General features: G+C 45.9%; 13 protein-coding genes and 1 other RNA gene. 3 read left to right on the forward strand and 11 right to left on the reverse strand.

The window, feature by feature from the left end; genetic code table 11:
* Window positions 1-17: 17 nt before the first annotated feature.
* The 7 genes from ftsX to H8704_RS11250 all read right to left on the reverse strand — a co-directional run bounded on the left by ftsX (window position 18) and on the right by H8704_RS11250 (window position 7,298).
* A complete protein-coding gene (gene ftsX, locus H8704_RS11220) occupies window positions 18-920 on the reverse strand; it encodes a permease-like cell division protein FtsX (protein ID WP_249298322.1) in 903 nt (300 codons plus the stop codon).
* Window positions 917-1,600 carry a cell division ATP-binding protein FtsE gene (gene ftsE, locus H8704_RS11225; protein WP_249298343.1) on the reverse strand — a complete coding sequence of 228 codons (684 nt, stop codon included), beginning with the start codon at window positions 1,598-1,600 and terminating at the stop codon, window positions 917-919. Before ftsE ends, ftsX begins: the two co-directional genes overlap by 4 nt.
* Before the next feature lie 133 nt (window positions 1,601-1,733).
* Window positions 1,734-2,822 carry a PucR family transcriptional regulator gene (locus H8704_RS11230; RefSeq protein WP_022465079.1) on the reverse strand — a complete coding sequence of 363 codons (1,089 nt, stop codon included), beginning with the start codon at window positions 2,820-2,822 and terminating at the stop codon, window positions 1,734-1,736.
* 212 nt (window positions 2,823-3,034) lie between these two features.
* Window positions 3,035-4,147: an ABC transporter ATP-binding protein gene (locus tag H8704_RS11235; protein ID WP_249298323.1), complete on the reverse strand. Its 1,113-nt coding sequence runs from the start codon at window positions 4,145-4,147 to the stop codon at window positions 3,035-3,037.
* A 206-nt stretch (window positions 4,148-4,353) separates the two neighbouring features.
* Window positions 4,354-5,232 carry a YitT family protein gene (locus tag H8704_RS11240; protein WP_249298324.1) on the reverse strand — a complete coding sequence of 293 codons (879 nt, stop codon included), beginning with the start codon at window positions 5,230-5,232 and terminating at the stop codon, window positions 4,354-4,356.
* Window positions 5,233-5,265: 33 nt separating this feature from the next.
* Window positions 5,266-6,036, reverse strand: coding sequence for a WecB/TagA/CpsF family glycosyltransferase (locus tag H8704_RS11245; protein ID WP_249298325.1), 771 nt, complete (start codon window positions 6,034-6,036; stop codon window positions 5,266-5,268).
* A 14-nt stretch (window positions 6,037-6,050) separates the two neighbouring features.
* A complete protein-coding gene (locus H8704_RS11250) occupies window positions 6,051-7,298 on the reverse strand; it encodes a LytR C-terminal domain-containing protein (RefSeq protein ID WP_249298326.1) in 1,248 nt (415 codons plus the stop codon).
* A 182-nt stretch (window positions 7,299-7,480) separates the two neighbouring features.
* Between H8704_RS11250 and ymfI the strand changes: the two genes are divergently transcribed.
* Window positions 7,481-8,212 (forward strand): elongation factor P 5-aminopentanone reductase, encoded by a 732-nt coding sequence (gene ymfI / locus H8704_RS11255; RefSeq protein ID WP_249298327.1) that lies wholly within the window; start codon window positions 7,481-7,483, stop codon window positions 8,210-8,212.
* 14 nt (window positions 8,213-8,226) lie between these two features.
* On the opposite strand, the gene H8704_RS11260 is transcribed toward ymfI, so the two are convergent.
* Complete coding sequence (locus H8704_RS11260) at window positions 8,227-10,566, reverse strand: cyclic nucleotide-binding domain-containing protein (protein WP_249298328.1); 2,340 nt, start codon at window positions 10,564-10,566, stop codon at window positions 8,227-8,229.
* A 136-nt stretch (window positions 10,567-10,702) separates the two neighbouring features.
* An RNA gene (gene ffs, locus H8704_RS11265) (signal recognition particle sRNA large type) lies at window positions 10,703-10,967 on the reverse strand.
* A gap of 158 nt (window positions 10,968-11,125) precedes the next feature.
* Here ffs and H8704_RS11270 point away from each other — a divergent pair.
* Window positions 11,126-11,668, forward strand: coding sequence for a GNAT family N-acetyltransferase (locus H8704_RS11270; protein WP_022465071.1), 543 nt, complete (start codon window positions 11,126-11,128; stop codon window positions 11,666-11,668).
* A gap of 27 nt (window positions 11,669-11,695) precedes the next feature.
* Here H8704_RS11270 and tadA read toward each other — a convergent pair whose 3' ends face one another.
* Window positions 11,696-12,196 carry a tRNA adenosine(34) deaminase TadA gene (gene tadA, locus H8704_RS11275; protein ID WP_022465070.1) on the reverse strand — a complete coding sequence of 167 codons (501 nt, stop codon included), beginning with the start codon at window positions 12,194-12,196 and terminating at the stop codon, window positions 11,696-11,698.
* A gap of 117 nt (window positions 12,197-12,313) precedes the next feature.
* Window positions 12,314-13,315, reverse strand: coding sequence for a hypothetical protein (locus H8704_RS11280; RefSeq protein WP_249298329.1), 1,002 nt, complete (start codon window positions 13,313-13,315; stop codon window positions 12,314-12,316).
* Between the two features lie 232 nt (window positions 13,316-13,547).
* On the opposite strand from H8704_RS11280, the gene H8704_RS11285 reads away from it, so the two are divergent.
* Entirely contained in the window at window positions 13,548-14,375 is an 828-nt protein-coding gene (locus tag H8704_RS11285) for an Mrp/NBP35 family ATP-binding protein (protein WP_022465068.1), read from the forward strand.
* Window positions 14,376-14,453: the final 78 nt, after the last annotated feature.

A 14,453-nucleotide genomic window follows, 5' to 3' on the forward strand; every position in this document is an offset into this window, starting at 1 on the left:
TTCCCTGCATCCTTCATTTACACCTGAAGATGCTTCCGGACAGACATAGTACTTCCCAGTACCCCAATACCAATACCGATTCCCATACATAAAGGAACCAGCACCTGAAATACCTGACCTGTGCTTACAAACGCAAGCCAGCCGGAAAGTGCAGAAAAATGTGCCACAATAAAGGATACTACATTTTCATACATAATTCTCAGGATCACCAACGGAACGGCCGCTCCGATGATCCCCATTGCGATTCCCTCCACAATAAAAGGCAGACGCACAAAGAGATCTGTTGCTCCGATCAGTTTCATGATCGCAATTTCGTCTTTCCGCACATTGATTCCCATATCTACCGCAGAGTAGATCAGGAATACCGATACCAGGATCAGCAGTATGATAATTGAAACAGACACATAACCGATGAGCATATTAAAGCTTCCAAAGCCTGTCGCCGCATCCTGTGCACTGTTTACCTTTCTGACTCCACTCAGTCCTTCGATAAAGGATACCATCTCTGACTGCTTTGTTACATCCTTCAGATAAACCTCATAAGAGGCAGAATGCTCCAACGGATTATCATTTCCAAATACGTTCATCAGCTCCTTCTGATCCTCCAGAATTTCCGACTGGAAACGCTTCCATGCCTCCTCCGCCGAAACAAAATCGACCCGTTCTACTTCCTTTCGTGCTTTGATCTGTTCTCCAATGCTGCTGATCTGCGCATCCGTTGCTTCCTCATCAAAAAACACGATAATTCCCACGGTACTTTCTGCGTTATACACCATATGTTGAAAGTTGGTAAATAATGAATAGAATACTCCCAGCAGGAACAGACACGCTGTAATGGTTCCGATGGCGGCCAGCGAAAATATTTTATTTTGGATAATACTCTTAATGCCCTGTTTCAGGCCATACCATAATGTACTCACTGCAAATATCCCCCCTGTCTCGCATCGCTTGTGATCTGTCCCTTATGCAGCGTAATCACCCGTTTCTGCATTTTATTGACGATATCCTCATTGTGACTTACCACCAGCACTGTAGTCCCCAGCTCATGAACATCCTGCAAAAGCTTCATGATCTCCCAGGAATTTTCCGGATCCAGATTACCCGTCGGCTCATCCGCCAATAAAATCGCCGGACGGTTTACCATGGCTCTGGCGATCGCTACTCTCTGCTGCTCTCCACCGGAAAGCTCATTGGGATATGCCTTAAGCTTTTTGGCAAGCCCTACCATCTCCAGCATTGCCAGAGAATTCTTACGCCGTTTCTCCCGGCTGGATACTCCCACCACTCTCTGCGCCAGTGCCACATTTTCAAAAACATTCATCTCATCCAGTAGACGGAATTCCTGAAATACCACACCCAGTCTTCTACGGAAATAAGGCAGCTCCCTCCGGCTTATATTGGCCAGATTCTTTCCTGCCACCTCAATCCTGCCGGAGCTGATCGCCAGTTCCCCCAAAAGTGTCTTGATCAGCGTGGATTTACCGGAGCCACTGCTTCCCACGATAAATACGAACTCCCCTTTTGCTATTTCCAGAGAACAATCCTTCAACGCTGCAGTTCCTGTGGGATACACCAAATTTACATTCTGCATCCGGATCATGGTTTCCATCGATTCGCTGTTATTTCCAAAGGTTTTTATTCCAGTCATTTCTATCCTCATTTCCGCTCATCCCCGATTGATGGGGCATATCGTTTAAAAGCCCCATCTCTGGGGCTTTCACGCTTTATTTGAATTAATATTCAAAGGTTTCCATATACTTCATGTATTTGACCACCATCAATGCGATCTTAAATGTGATCGCATCTTCAAATACCCGCAGATCCAGATTTGTGCTTTTCTGAAGTTTATCCAGACGATATACCAATGTATTACGGTGAATATAAAGCTGTCTGGATGTTTCTGACACGTTCAGACTGTTTTCAAAGAACTTGTTAATGGTTGCGATCGTCTCCTCATCGAACTCATCCGGAGATTTGTCACCAAAAATCTCTTTGATAAACATCTTGCACAAAGGCATCGGGAGCTGATAGATCAGGCGGCCGATTCCCAGACTGCTATATGCTACCACATTTCTATCGCTGTAGAAAATCTTTCCCACATCCAATGCCATTTTGGCCTCTTTGTACGAACGGGATACATCCTTAATCTCATTGACCATCGTGCCATAGGATACATGAACGGACGTCATAGCCTCCGTATTCAGCATATCCAGAATGACCTTTGCAGTCTTATCCATATCATCATAGGTTTCATTTGGCTTTACTTCCTTCACAAGGATGATGTTTTTCTCATCCACCTGTGTGATGAAGTCTTTTGTCTTGCTTGCAAATAATCCCTTTACAATCTCAAGAGCTCCTGTGTCCTTCTCATTTTTTGTCTCAATCAGGAATACCAGACGGCGTGCCGTTGTATCAATATGAAGCTTTTTGGCACGATTGTAAATATCCACCAGAAGCAGATTGTCCAGCAACAGGTTCTTTATAAAGTTGTCCTTATCGTAACGCTCCTTATATGCCACCAGCAGATTCTGAATCTGGAATGCTGCCAGCTTTCCAACCATATAAACGTCGTCGCTGTCACCCTTTGCTAGAATCACATACTCCAGCTGATGCTCGTCAAATACCTTAAAAAACTGATATCCCTGCAGCACCTGGCTGTCTGCCGGCGAATCTACAAATCCCATTACCGCTTCTTCATACTCTTCTACATTGTTAATCGTCGTTGCCAACGCTTTTCCCTCTGTGTCCATCACACAGATGTCAATACGGGTAATATTCTTTAACCCGTCGATCGTTGTCTGCAATACCTGATTTGAAATCATACAACCCCTCCACGTTATTTATCTTATCTGTTACATTATTATGAATTTATTGTTATTTCTTCTAATACATAGAGTCTACCGCATACATTTTATCATCATTTTGCACAAATGTAAAGAGGGCTGTCCTTATGGACAGCCCTCCATTTTTCAGATCATATAACCAATCCGGCACTGTGACAGCCTCACTGCCACTGCCTTCTGAGCATTTCAGATTAGTTTGTGATTGTTGTCTCTGTATCCTTATCAAAGATATGGATCTTGCTGGTATCAAGAGCGATCTTGATGGTATCACCAGGACGAGCAGTTGTACGTGGGTTAACACGAACAGTAATGTCATGTCCCTCAACTGAGAAGTACAGGAATACTTCGGCACCGAGCATCTCGTATACACGAACGGTAGCATCAAGTACGTTGCTGCTGCCTGCATTGATGAAGATCTCCTCATCCTTAATATCCTCTGGACGAATACCCATAATAACTTCCTTATCTATGTATCCACCCTCTACGAGCTTCTCAGCCTTGCTCTCTGGAAGCTTCACTGCATAGGAACCAAATGCAAGCTTAATGCCCTCTTCATCTCTGACAACCTTACAATCGATGAAGTTCATCTGTGGAGAACCAATGAAACCGGCTACGAACAGGTTACATGGCTTTGTATACAGATCGATTGGTGTAGCAACCTGCTGCATAACACCATCCTTCATAACTACGATACGGGTACCAAGTGTAAGAGCCTCTGTCTGGTCATGAGTTACATAGATGATAGTAGACTCAAGTCTCTGATGAAGCTTAGAAATCTCGATACGCATCTGTACACGAAGCTTTGCGTCCAGGTTGGAAAGTGGCTCATCCATCAGGAATACCTTAGGATTACGAACGATTGCACGACCCATTGCCACACGCTGTCTCTGACCACCGGACAGAGCCTTTGGCTTACGGTCTAACAGATGCTCGATGTCGAGGATCTTAGCTGCCTCGTGAACGAGCTTATCAACTTTCTCCTTTGGAGTCTTTCTTAACTTAAGACCAAATGCCATATTGTCATATACTGACATATGTGGATACAGAGCGTAACTCTGGAATACCATTGCGATATCTCTGTCCTTAGGCTCTACGTCATTTACCATTGTATTACCGATCCAGAGCTCTCCGGATGTAATCTCCTCCAAACCAGCGATCATACGAAGTGTTGTAGATTTTCCACAACCTGAAGGTCCTACGAAAATGATGAATTCCTTATCTGCGATATCAAGATTAAAATTTTTAACTGCGACGAATCCGTTAGGATATGTCTTACCAACGTTCTTTAATGATAAACTTGCCATTGTGTGTTCCTCCTATAATGTTTTAAATAATATGCCTTTCAAGTTTTCGCGTTTATCCCTAACGCTTTACCCAAGAATTATATTACACCATCCAAGCATTGTTTACCATAGCACAAATAGCCAAAGAACATTTTAATGTTTTGTGCAAACCGTATATTTTTATTTTTTTTCGTTCATTTCGTCAAAAAATAGTCCTTTGTGGCCGTTTACGTCTGTACCTTTTCCACAAATCCCTCTCCCTGAACCTCCCGGATATCTGAAATTATGACGAATGCTTTTTTGTCGATATTCCGCGCAATCTGACTAACCCTGCTGATCTGTTTCCGGTCCACCACACACATCAGAGTCCTTCTCTGTTTGCCGGTATACATACCTGTTCCCTCCAGCACTGTGACACCTCTTCCAAGCTGCGACATAACACTGCATCCAATCTCCTCGTAATGATCCGATATGATATAGGCGAGCTTGGCAAAATTACCTCCTGCCACAATGGTATCCATGAGCCGTGTGGTCAGATAGACCGCCACCGCCGCATACACTGCCGGCCGGATGCCAAATACCCACGCTCCTGCTGCAATGATCAGACAGTCCAGCAGAAACAGGATCTGTCCCACCGGGTAATACGGAAAAACGTGATGGATCACAGCTCCCAGCAGATCCGTTCCTCCCGTGGAACAGCCTCTGGAAAATACGAGACCAAGACCTGCACCGGTCAGAACACCTCCCACCACTGCTGCCAATACAAAGTCCTTCTGCGGAGTGGCCGGTACGGGAATCAAAAAGAGAGCCGCCGTAAAACACAGATTTGCAAACAGGGTCATCCTCATATATGCCTTTCCTTTTATTTTCAATGCCGTCAAAAAGACCGGAATGTTAAATAACAAGTTAGAAAGCCAGACCGGCACACCTCTCCCAAGCCAATGTCCTGTGAGGCGTCTTACGATGATCGAAAGTCCGGATATGCCTCCTGTTACCATTCCTAATGGCTCATATACCAGATTTACCGCCAAAGCCATACATATCGTCCCCGCTGCGATCATCATCAGATTTCTTCCTTTTCCTCCCGCCAAACGCTCTCGTTTCATCGCCATCCTCTTTTCACCAGAAAAGGATGATGGCTATCTGCCATCATCCTTTGTATAATCATGTATTTCATTGATTTCGTTCTGATTATTATATTTGACTACTTTTTTGCGAAATATACGGGTCCGGACATCTTTTTTTACCGCCTGTTCCCGGAAAATCCGATGATAAAGGCCCTCCAGATGCAGCTTTTTGACCCATTCCGGGGTCTCCCTCTGCATCGCCAGGATCAGCTCTGCGACTCCGCCTATGGCAATACAAAGCTTGGCATTCAGCAGAGAAGAATGTTCCATGATCCAGCTCTCCTGCACCCCTACCGGCAGATTCAACAGGATCATATCCGGCGTGTGGCTGTTGATCTCATTAACGATTGCTGCATCCTCCATATCCATTTCACAGGAATAGGAGCCTACCACCCGCAGCTCCGGCTGCATTTTTTTGCAGTAATGCTGCAGCTTTTCTACGGCGTTCTGATTGTCTGCTATGATATACAGTGTTCTGTCCTCTTTGATGAGATTTTCCAGCATCATCCCCAGACTGCGGTAGCTTACAACCATATTACCCGCTTCCAGGACATCTGCATGATGCGTTGCCAGCAATGCCTTTTCTCCCGGCAGAAACAGATCCGCCTTTTCAAGGAAGGCACGGTATTCCTCATCTTCCATTGCTTTATTCAGCATTTTGGTGGAAGCAAACATAATGACATCCAGGTGGTCATCGGTCAAGTATTCATTCATTTTTCGGATAAAGACGTCATTACTCATCATATCCACATCAATATCCATGATCTTTACTGAAGCCTGCATAATTAAATCCCATTCTAATTGGCATCTACTGTGCCAAGAATTATTTCAATGTCATAGCCATTCGGTGTCTCTCCCACTACAAGTTCCGGATTCTTAAAATACGCTGTAAGATCTGCTCCCATTCTCCTTTTGGAAACAATGATCCTGGTTCTGGTCAATACCTCCTGAGTATAATCTCCTACCTTCGGAACCGTAAACCCGGCATTCACCAGTTCCGTCTGCTTAGAAGCCGCAAGACCGGAAATTTTGCTTCCATTGAGAATCATTATCTTCTTCCCTGTGGAACTGATCTGCTTTTTGGCAGGTACCGCCTTTTCCTCACTCTGGGGCTCTGTATATGTCTCTGCGACATTTTCCAGCTTCTTGATAAACTTCGCGGCAGAATCTGTATCAACCTGGAACAGCTTGCCATTATACTCTCCCGGCAATCCCCAATAATGATAAAGAGAAGTATTCATTTTCATATATGCTTCGATATATCCGATCTTGTTATATACCGTCAGGTTGGACTGTACACCATCCTGCTTATACTGCTCCTTGATATATGCCATGATCTTTGCCTCGTCATCTCCCAGATCATTTAACTGATTGATATAGGATTCGCTGAGCATAGATACTTTCATCGTTACGGAAGCACTGTAATTCTGAGGCGTTGCACTTGCTTCCGGCGATGTCGCTGGCTGCTGTGATGTTCCACTCATCACCTTGGTATACTGCGTCGTCATCTTCTGCTCCTGATAATGGAGATCATATATATCCTGAGGGATCACCGTAAAATAACTGATATCCGTCTTTAACAGTTTTTCCATGATCAGCTCTGCATAACCATATGCCTGTGTATCCTCCAGATCCGCAAAATATTTGCGCAGCTTGGAAAGGCGTACGATCTGCGGAATCTCCTCATCCACTACACAAAGCTTCTGGTACATTCTGGCCGGTATCGTATAATCCGTCTCTACCGGAATGGTAACGTAGTCCATATTGTATGTCTTGGTATTACAGATCTCCAGCAGCATATGTGTGATCCTCTGCTTGTCATCCACAATATAGATCAGGTTCTTGGAAATCTCGTCCGTCTTTGCCTGATCCAGAATCGTCTCCAGCTCCTTCTCCTGTACATCCAGCTTTCCAGCTTCCAGCTGCTTTGATAAATATTCATAGGAAACCTTGTAGCTGATCGCACCTACCGCCAGAATAGACACAATAACCAAAATTGATTTCAATAAGCTCTTTAAAAAAAACATCACTGCATTTTTCTTCATATCAGTACCTTTCTTTTATTCTCTTTCATTATCCCCTTGGAATTGTTTCCGAAATTTACAACATTATAACAGATTATAGCAAACTTCCCAAACCGTGTAAAGACTTGCATGAAAACTCCCTTTCTGTATACTATATATTGTGTCAAAAGCAAATGGAATAACTAAGGAAGGAACTACATTTTATGAATACACATCACATTATCATCACCGGAGCATCCCGCGGTATCGGTCAGGCGATTGCTCTGTTATACGCCTCTATGGGCTGGAATATCTCTATCTGCTGCCGCCATAAGAGCCCGGATATGGAGCATACAAAAGCACAGATCACGGCGGCCGGCGGCCAGTATTTCGCATTTTACGGCGATATGGGAAACCCGGAGGATGCTGAAGCTTTTGTGACAAAATCCGTACAGACCTTCGGCATTCCGGAAATCTTTGTTAACAACGCGGGAATCTCCCATATCGGTCTGCTTCAGGATATGACTCCACAGCAATGGGATGACCTTCTGCACACCAATCTTTCCTCTGTCTTTTACACAAGCCGTATTATCATTCCTTATTTTCTGCAGGAAAAGCATGGCAGGATCATCAATATCTCCTCCGTATGGGGCAATGTGGGTGCTTCTACAGAGGCGGCCTACTCTGCTTCCAAGGGCGGGGTCAATGCTCTGACAAAGGCTCTGGCCAAGGAACTGGCTCCCAGCGGTATTCCGGTCAATGCAGTTGCATGCGGTATGATCGATACTTCGATGAACGCCTTTCTCGATCCGGATGAACTGTCTGCCCTGACTGAGGAAATCCCGGCCGGCCGCGCCGGTACCCCGGAAGAGGCTGCCGCACTGGTCCGTCAGGTTGCAGAAGCCCCGGAATATATGACCGGCCAGATCATCACTCTGGACGGAGGATGGATCTGACCGGTGGTACAGATTTATTTCTCGTAGAATTCTTTCGTCTGGATGATCTCTGCCGGCACATCTACACGATCCTTTTCCCATACACGGAATTTCAGATCATATTCCCGGAGCTTTTTGCCCTTTTCCCGTTCATAGCGGGCCATCGCATTCTGGAATACCGGCTGCGCCTCCAGATTCTGGCGGAGTTCCAATGCAAACGGACAGTATGTCGCCAGAATCTCTCTCACCGGCTTACTGAGAAGCATGCCTCCCTGGGATTCATGCAAAATCCAATTGCTGTAATCTGCCGCAAAAATCTCTCTGCTGTTATTTCGATGCTTCTGAATCTGAAGCTTTAATTTTTCCTTGCGGTCATCGGACAATTCACGATTCTTACGATAAAACTGCAGAAAATCAGAATATTCACTGGTCAGGGATTTGTACTGGATATTGTTCCAATAAACACCCTGCATGGTACGGCAAAGCTCCCAGCGGAATGCTCCGGTCAGATGTACCACTGATTTGTCCAGATCTCCCTCTAAAAAGACAGGCAGTAAAAGACGTCCCGGTGTATTTCGTTTTCTGCCACTGAGTTCCTGCCACATAATGTCCTTGGAACCAACCGTCGGCAAAAGGATCACATCAGGACATACCTCCTGCTGGATAAACTCCTTTTTGATGCCCGGCACTTCTTTCCGAAACAGCACTTCCCGGTAAAATGCCGAAAAGTCAATACGGCGCAGTCTGTTGAATGCCGCACAGATCTTCTCCTTGGACAGAAAATTCTTTTCCAGCGCCGTACATCCCTCGGTGTACAAAAACGGTACAAAAGATACGATCTGCCCACTGACCAGACGGTGTGTAATACGGAACATATTTGTCACTTCAAAATGCAGCTTCTGCTCCGAATCCTTCAACAACCCGTCCCGTTGCTGCGATGTAATCTCTTTATTTTTAACCTTGTCCCGGAGGTTTTCCTCGTAATCCAGATCAAATTCATTTTTTGACGGCATTCTGTCACCATTCATAATGGCCTGCAGCCACTCCTTCATATCATATACCTGGCAGCCGTTCTGATGGATTCCGCCATTTTCCAGAGACAGCAGATCCTCGATGAGATCCTCTCTCAGCAGGCGTTCACTCAAAAAGCCGTACCGCAGGAACAGATCCACCTCAACAGGAGTATCTTCCTTGGAATAAAAATCCTTCAAAAAAACCTTCTCGTAGATCGGATAATATGCTTTCATTAATGAACGGCGCAGATTTCTCACCTCATCCGATGAGCTTTCCTTGTCCTTCAGCGCTTCAAACTGTCCTACAAGGGTTTCAAAGTGCTCTGCTTCCCCCGCCTCAATCTCACCAAAAGCAAGAATGGTTCCCAGAGTATCCACAAGCTCTGCCGCATCAATATCCGATGTCTCCACCAGCGCAAGGGTATCCCCTGCCACATCCAGTGCATTTCCTGTGCTGCGGCCGGGATTCAGCAAATTAAAATACGTTTCTTCCATTGCCGCCCTGTCAATGGCACTCTCTACATCTGCCCGCTTCATCAAAACGCCTTCCAGCACATTGATCCGGTCAATCACCTCATCCAGTTCTGACATAACCTCCCCGGCATCCTGGTCTGCTCTCTGCAGGATCAACGCAAATCCGGCAACAGAGGCGTAAAGATTCCTGCCATCCAGGATCAGATGACGCATCATCAGCTCCAGATACTCCGCCAGGGACTTGCTATAGTCATGAAGCTGATGCAGCAGATCTACCTGCTCCCGTACATGATAAAGACAAATTTCTGCAGAGCTGCCGTAAAATGCTTTTTGTACATCCATAGGAACCTTGGCACACGCCTGGTAATAATGAACCTTGTCCAATGAAAGCATCTGCGGTTCATCAAAAGGATGCAGCTTTTCCAGTGCCGGAAGCTCCTGAAAATATGCACCGGTCTCCTTTGATATTTCCTGACACTTCCGGTACACTCTGTCAACCAGTTCATATGCTCCCTGTGCAGCCTCCTGCAGCTCTTCATATGCAGCTTCCTGCTCTGCCAGAGAGCGATGAAGCCCTGATACCATCAAAGCCACATAGTCCTTGTTGATCTGCATGATCTTACGGATATCACTCATTGCACCGGAAGATGGAAATACATAGATCACTGCGTTGGTCTGTGCCGTATATGTTACACTATGGGCTCCTCTGTTGAGATCGCGTACCCCAAGAAAGCATCCCGATCCAACTACCAGATTGATGCCATAACCGTGTACCCGTATCCTGCCCTTAACTACCATTGCAATAGAATCAAGAAACTCTCCCGCTTCGTATATATCTGTCCCCTTAAGGATCTGATTAATACTGCCCTTTTTCAACTCTGCTTTCACTGCTTCTCCCCCTTTGTACCCGAACATTCAGAATATACATTTATTTTACCAAAATCTACGCCAGAAATAAAGAAAAAAGTGGCATTTCGTCCACTTTTCCAACTAACTAAAAATATTTATACATTTATTTTAAAAACCGTGCATTCTGCGTTGTACACATCTCTGCGGACGTTACCGGTACAGTTAGCTCGGCTCCGGCAACCTCACGGCACACGGGAGGGCTCACTTAGTGCTGCTAGGTTCCCCTCCTGACACGGTTCATGAGTTCCCATTGCGCGAGACCAAAACGTCAACACCACTTATACCGGGCAGCTCCACAATCAATGCATCCGAAGCAGAACATCACCCCTGCTGTAGCGGATTGCAGGTACAGGGCACCGCTATCTCCCCGGCTAGCACGGAAGCTTTATGACATACTTCATATTTCACACAATATATATACTAGGTAAGGCTCATTATATCCTCTCCCACAGGATATTGTCAAGATATATTTCCTTGTTATTTTTCCCTGCCCATGCTAAACTAATCAGCAGACAAAAACAAAAGGAGGTATGATACCATGCGATCGGAATATGAGACAAAACGCCTTCTTCTCAGCGTCAGTCATCCTGACAAGGCCGCCAGCATCCTGACATTCTATGAAAATAACCGTGATTTTCTGGAGCCATACGAACCCTCCAAAAGACCCGGTTTTTATACATTGGAATTCCAGCGTTCAAACCTCACTTTTGAATATAATTCCTTCGTGAAATCCCGCTATCTGCGCATGTGGCTTTACGACAAACAGCAGCCGGAGATTCCCGTGGGCACTGTCTGTTTCAGTAATTTTCTCCGGGGTGCTTTTTCCAGTTGTATGATCGGATATAAAACAGACAAAGACCATCTCCGCAAAGGCTATATGATGGAGGCCCTCTCCTTTCTGATTCCTCTGGTATGCCGTGAATATCGTTTTCACCGTATTGAAGCATATGTTATGCCGGATAATCTCCCTTCCATCGCTCTTCTGGAGCAGCTGACCTTCCACCGTGAGGGATTGCTTCATGACTTTGCCCAGATCAACGGTCAGTGGGAAAATCATTACATTTATACATATCTTGCATAGAGTCCCGGCATTTCCGGTCAGAACACATCAGCTTTCATTGGATGACTTTTTCTCTGCTTTCTTTTTTTGACGCAGATCTTTGAAAAAGTCCTTTAAAAGCTTCTGGCAATCCTCTTCCATAATGCCGGTTTCCATACGAACCCGGTGATTCAGACGATCCATCTGCAGCAGGTTTATGATGCTTCCCGCACATCCCGCCTTAGGATTCATCGCTCCAATCACAACCTCCGGAATCCTCGCCTGTACAATAGCTCCTGCACACATAGGGCATGGCTCCAGCGTGACATACATGGTACATTCCTCCAGACGCCAGTCTCCCAGCTTTTTACTCGCCTTTCGTATCGCTGCAATCTCTGCATGACCCAGTGCTGTTTTCTGCTGGTTTCTTTTATTGTAGCCTCTGGCAATGATCTTGTCCTTATACACGATCACACAACCTATCGGCACATCCCCTGCCTCTGCCGCTTTTTTAGCCTGACGCAGCGCCTCTTTCATATATTTTTCCTTAACCGCGATCTCTTCTGCCATTGCAATCCCTGCTCCATTTTTATTTTATGTAACTTTATTTTAGCACAGATTGGCCCTGTTGGAAAACCTGCATTTTCGAAATACTTTCTCCGGAAGCTCCCGTTTTCGGAAGCATCACTAAGAAATTCGGTAAAGCCAGTAGCCAAAGGCCCCCTGACGATCCTTTACAGGAGAAAGAGGCTGGAAATGTGTCATCCGGCATTCCTCTGCCCATCTTCCGTTATCCTCGCTATATATACCGGGTACACCGATTCCATAACTGTCACCATCCATCCGGGTAAAGATCAGATGGCGGTAACAATAATATCCCCGAAGCAGAAACGGATTGCCCGCCAGCGACCAGTACGCTACCGGAAGATTCCCGATATCCTTCAGGTCGATCCGCACACATTCTCCCATGCCTGCCGTCTCAAAAGGATACATTTTCGGAAATACCCGCAGCATTTTTTCACAAAATTCCTGCGAGCGTGTTTTGGGGTTCTGCTGCCTCCCCTCCGGCATAGCATCCCTGTCTTCGCAGCCTTCCGCCGACACCGAGGAAGCCTCCATCTGGGGCACTTCCGATTCAGGCACAGTCTGCCCTTGCTCAAGTTCTGTCCGCTCCGGTCCAAGCCTTGTCTGCTCCGGCCCAAATTCTGTCTGCTCCGGTATGACATACTCCTTTTTCCTGCCAATTTTTCCTCCCTCCGGTGCAGCCGGCTCCACTTCCATATGCTCTGATCCTTCGGAGATTTCTGTGTCTGTATCTGTGCCATGCTCCGAGATGACGATATCCTTCCATGTCGTTGCATAAAATACATTCTGCGATCCCGTAATATAAATTCCGTCTATCTGTTCAAAGGAATAATCTGTTCCCGCCACATGCACCTGGGAAGTCTCGATCCTTCCGGCAAAGGTATTGCCATTTCGTGCAAGCTTTCCCGCCGGCACCGGAATAAGTCCCTCTTCCTTCTGTATAAAAAATGACATTCCCGGGGATGCTGAGATTGTATCCTGAAATCTCACAGTAACGCGACATTTACCATTTCTTAATTCAATCCTCGCATAACCGACATTTTTCCCCTTGATTCCCTTCTCATATCGATAAAGATAGGAAACCATCCTCTGATACCCGCTCATATTTCCTCCATTCCGGAATGATCAACCCGGCAATACCGAAAAACATCATCCTCTTTATTTTCTATATGACTTTGCAGCTGATGCCAGAGACCGCTGCACTACAATCTGCTTTTGATCCCCGTGTCATAATACATAATATATGTACATACTCCATCCCTTAGAACAGGTGTGGACAATTTGTCAATTAATTGTTATACTGAATTTTACGTGTATAAAGAAAGGAAGGATTATTATGAGCGAAAACTGTTCCCATGATTGTGGAAGCTGTTCTGCTGACTGCAGCAGCCGTTCCCCTCAGAATATGATTGAACAACCAAATAAAGAGAGCCGTATCGACAAGGTGATCGGCGTTGTCAGTGGAAAAGGAGGCGTTGGCAAGTCCATGATCTCCTCTATGCTGGCTGTCAACCTCCAGAGAAAGGGACACCATACTGCCATTATGGATGCCGATGTGACAGGACCTTCTATTCCAAAGGCTTTCGGGATCACAGAGCATGCCATCGGCACGGACACGGTTATTTACCCGGTAGAAAGCAAGACCGGCATCCAGACCATGTCTGTCAATCTCCTGCTGGAGGACTCCAACGACCCGGTCATCTGGAGAGGACCTGTCATTGCTGGTACTGTAAAGCAGTTCTGGACAGATGTATTATGGAAGGATGTTGACTATATGATCGTGGATATGCCTCCGGGAACCGGTGACGTGCCTCTGACCGTATTTCAGTCTCTTCCGGTAGACGGAATCGTTATTGTGACTTCTCCTCAGGAGCTTGTTTCTATGATCGTCGGCAAAGCAGTTCGTATGGCACAGATGATGAACATCCCAATTCTCGGTATCATTGAAAATATGAGCTATGTGGAATGTCCGGACTGCGGCAAACAGATCCATATCTTCGGAGAAAGCCATGTTGATGAGGTTGCAAAGCAGTATAATCTGCCGGTTCTTGGTCGCATCCCAATGACTGCCGAGATCGCTGCTGCCAGCGATGCCGGTAATGTCGAGGAGCTGCAGGGAAATTGGTTTGATGACGCTGTTGCTGCCATTGAGAAGCTGTCATAATTTTTGACGGATCACTTTATTCTGACACACAACAAAGCCGGTGGGCTGCCACATTTGTGACAGCCCACCGGCTTTTTA

It is taken from the genome of Jutongia huaianensis (assembly GCF_014384985.1).
GTDB classification, from domain to species: domain Bacteria; phylum Bacillota; class Clostridia; order Lachnospirales; family Lachnospiraceae; genus Jutongia; species Jutongia huaianensis.